Origin of the sequence: Streptomyces flavofungini (assembly GCF_041028215.1) — a bacterium.
Classification (GTDB): Bacteria; Actinomycetota; Actinomycetes; order Streptomycetales; family Streptomycetaceae; genus Streptomyces; species Streptomyces flavofungini_B.
Window position 1 is genome coordinate 1 of record NZ_JASKYR010000825.1, and the last position, 3,070, is coordinate 3,070.

A 3,070-nucleotide genomic window follows, 5' to 3' on the forward strand; every position below is an offset into this window, starting at 1 on the left:
GTGCTTGGGCATGGCGAGCAGGACGGTCACCGCGAGCACCGTGCCCGCGATCCGCAGCGCGAGCCGCACCGGCTCGTGCGGCAGCGCCTCGCCGAACGCCAGCGTCCCGAGCACCGCCGTGAACAGCGACGTGACCGTCGTGCACACCGGCACGATCAGCGAGGCCCGGCAGCGCTGGAGCGCCGCCTGCGACATGATCAGGCCGAACGCCCCGGTGAACAGCAGCAGATACGGATACGGGGAGCGCAGCAGGTCCACGAAGGCGTCGCCCAGCCCCTGCGTGGTCAGATAGCTGGAGACGCCCTTGATCGCCAGCGAGCTCACGCCGTACAGGAGCCCCACCGCCACGCCGTACTCCACGCCCGCCGTCGGCAAGCGGTGCCGGTGCCTGGCGCGGCGCTCCGCCGATCCGTAGAGCCAGAGACCGGCGGCCAGGGACGGCAGGCAGACGGTGAGGACCAGGGGCACGGGCGCGCCATGGCCGACCGTGTCGCTGTTCTCGCTCAGCGACAGCACGACCATGAGCAGGGCGAGCAGGATCGCGCCGACCGCGTACCGCTCGCGGCCCGAGGTCTCCTCGCCGAGCAGCAGGGAGGACAGGAGCAGCAGCAGGACGAGGCCGGAGACGAAGATCCCCTGCGCGGCGGCGATCGGCAGCGTCCGGTACACGGCGAGCTGCGCGCCGAACCCGGCCGCGAGCGCCAGCGAGCCGCCGATCCACAGGGGGCTGCCGAGCACCTGCCCGAGCAGTCGGAGGGGGTTGCGGACGCTGACCGACGGCATGGCCGTCAACGCCCGCTTCTCCAGGACGAACCCGGTGCTGTAGAGCACGTTCGCGAGCAGCGCCGCGGCCACCCCCCACCACATGGGACTCAAGTCCTTCGGGCGTGCAGCAGCAGGATGGACGAGGCGCTCGGCACCGCGCAGGCCAGCCGGTCCAGGGCGCGCAGCGGGCGCGGCACGCCGTGGAAGGGCGCCCCGGAGAGGCGCACCACCTCGAAGCCGCTGGCGGCGACGAACCCCCTGAGCGCGCGGGCGGTGTAGAGCCGCAGGTGGCCCACGACCTCGGTGCCGGGGCGGCCGTGGATGCCGCGCAGGCTCACCTCGGAGAAGACCGGCTGCACGCCCGCGAGGAGCAGTCCGCGGTTGTACCAGGCGGCGAGGTTGGGGGTGGACAGCATGAGGTGCCCGCCGGGCCTGAGCACCCGGCGCAGCTCGTCGAGCGCGCCGTCGGGGTCCACCAGGTGCTCGATGACCTCGCTGAACAGGACGGCGTCGGCGGCGCCGTCCGCGAACGGAAGGCCTCCGTCGGTGAGTTCACCCCGTACGACGTCGGGCAGGTGGGCGTGGGCGCGCTTGAGGGCGTCCTGGGACCAGTCGACGCCGATCACCCGGTGGCCCGCGAGGAGGGGGGCGGCGGTCGCCGCGGCCGTGCCGTCGCCGCAGCCGACGTCCAGCACCGTGGCGGCGCGGACCGTGGCGGGGCCGAGCGCGTCGGCGAGGATGCGGGCCTGGCGCAGGCTGCGGGCGTCGCCGGAGGCCACGGGGACGGCCGGGTCCTCGTAGAAGTCGCGGAGCCCGGCCGGTGGTGTGCTCGTCGCGGTGGTCACTGGGGCCTCCTCCTCCCGTCGGCCTCCGTGTGCTCCGTGGCATGGAGGTAGTGCTCGAACAGGTCCCGCAGATGTGCCCCGTCGCCGTGGCTGAGCAGCGTCTTCGACCAGCGCAGGGCCAGGTGCAGCCGGCCCGAGGTCGACGCGGTGGTGACCGTCAGACCGCGCGGCAGCCGGGCGGGCGCGGAGAACCACACGGCGTGGGCCCGGCCCGCGTCGCCGAAGTCCAGGGCGTACGGGATGCGGCCGATGTTGCTCAGGAGCGTCGTCGAGGTCCAGGGCGCGGCGGCTCTGCGCAGACCGCGCGTGACGGCCGCCCTGAGCGTGACGGGGAGGACGGGCGCGGTCAGCAGCGTCGCGCCGTGCCCCAGTTGCGGGCGGGCCAGGGCCTTGAGCGCGCGGGTGCGCTCGGAGGTGCGGCGCAGCAGATCGCGGATGGCGTCCGGGGTCCAGTCGCGCCCGGTCAGCTCGCCCGCGCCGAACGGCACCTCGACCAGGCGGGTGCCGTTGCCGATCGGCATGCTCGCGTCGCGGGGCCTGTCGTCCACCGGCATGGTGATCCGCAGCGGCCTGGGGCGCGCCCCGTGCTCGCGGTTCCAGTGCGCGATCATCAGCGCCGTCGCCACCATGAGCTGGTCGTTCACGGTGAACGGGGAGCCCTTGGGCCTGCGGGGCACCGGCAGCTCCGCGATGAGCATGCCGTTGCCCGGCGAGGGTTCCGGTGTGCCCTTGCTGACCCGGGCCGGTGGCGCCCAGCCGGACGCGGCGTCCGGCGGCGGCACGGCGGGGGAGCCCCCGCCCTCCGGCTGCCGGGTCGGTGGCGCGGCGGGGGAGTTGTCCTGGCCGCCGTACAGCTCGGCGGCCGTGGCGAGGACGCGGAGGCAGGCGGGACCGTCGAGGGCGGTGTGGTTGATGGTGATCAGCAGGACCGAGCCGCCGCCCTCGCCCGCTGCCGCGGAACCCTCCGGCGGGGTCTCGGCGGGCAGCACCTCAAGGCGGATCGGCGGCGACGCCGTCAGCGGCGGGGCCTCGGCGAGGGCCCGTTCGCGGGCGCGCTTCAGGGCGTCCCTGCCCGCCCGCGGGAAGGTCACCACCTCGGTGTCCGCCTCCGCCGTCAGCTCCCATTCGTACCTGCGGCGGTACCAGGGGCCGCGCGCCTCCCGCATCAGGATGCGGGGATGGCGGCGCAGCGCCTCGTGGAACGCGGCCCGCAGCCGCTCCGGGTCCGGGGTGCCCGGCAGGTGCACCTCGATGTGCACGGTCTCCGGCTCCTCCTCCTGGAGACAGTGCCGGGACACCTCGTCGACGACGGGGAACGGCACGCGTACGGGCGGCCGTCCCGGGCCTTCCGCGCGCCTGGCGGGGTGTTCGAGAGCGGTCATGGCTGGGTGCCTTCCCCCGGGGTGTGCGGGCCTTCGGCCGGTGGCGGTGCGGCGGCGGGATCGCGCTTGCGGTGCGGC

3 protein-coding genes are annotated in these 3,070 nt (G+C 75.0%); all 3 read right to left on the minus strand.

All coding sequences use genetic code 11. The annotated features are described in order from the left end of the window. The coding region (locus tag AB8Z36_RS35075) for a hypothetical protein (protein ID WP_369217436.1) at nucleotides 1-855 on the minus strand (855 nt) is incomplete at its 3' end. A gap of 17 nt (nucleotides 856-872) precedes the next feature. Continuing rightward, a complete protein-coding gene (locus AB8Z36_RS35080; RefSeq protein ID WP_369217434.1) occupies nucleotides 873-1,610 on the minus strand; it encodes a class I SAM-dependent methyltransferase in 738 nt (245 codons plus the stop codon). Next, nucleotides 1,607-2,992 (minus strand): condensation protein, encoded by a 1,386-nt coding sequence (locus AB8Z36_RS35085; protein WP_369217435.1) that lies wholly within the window; start codon nucleotides 2,990-2,992, stop codon nucleotides 1,607-1,609. Before AB8Z36_RS35085 ends, AB8Z36_RS35080 begins: the two co-directional genes overlap by 4 nt. Nucleotides 2,993-3,070 lie beyond the last annotated feature (78 nt).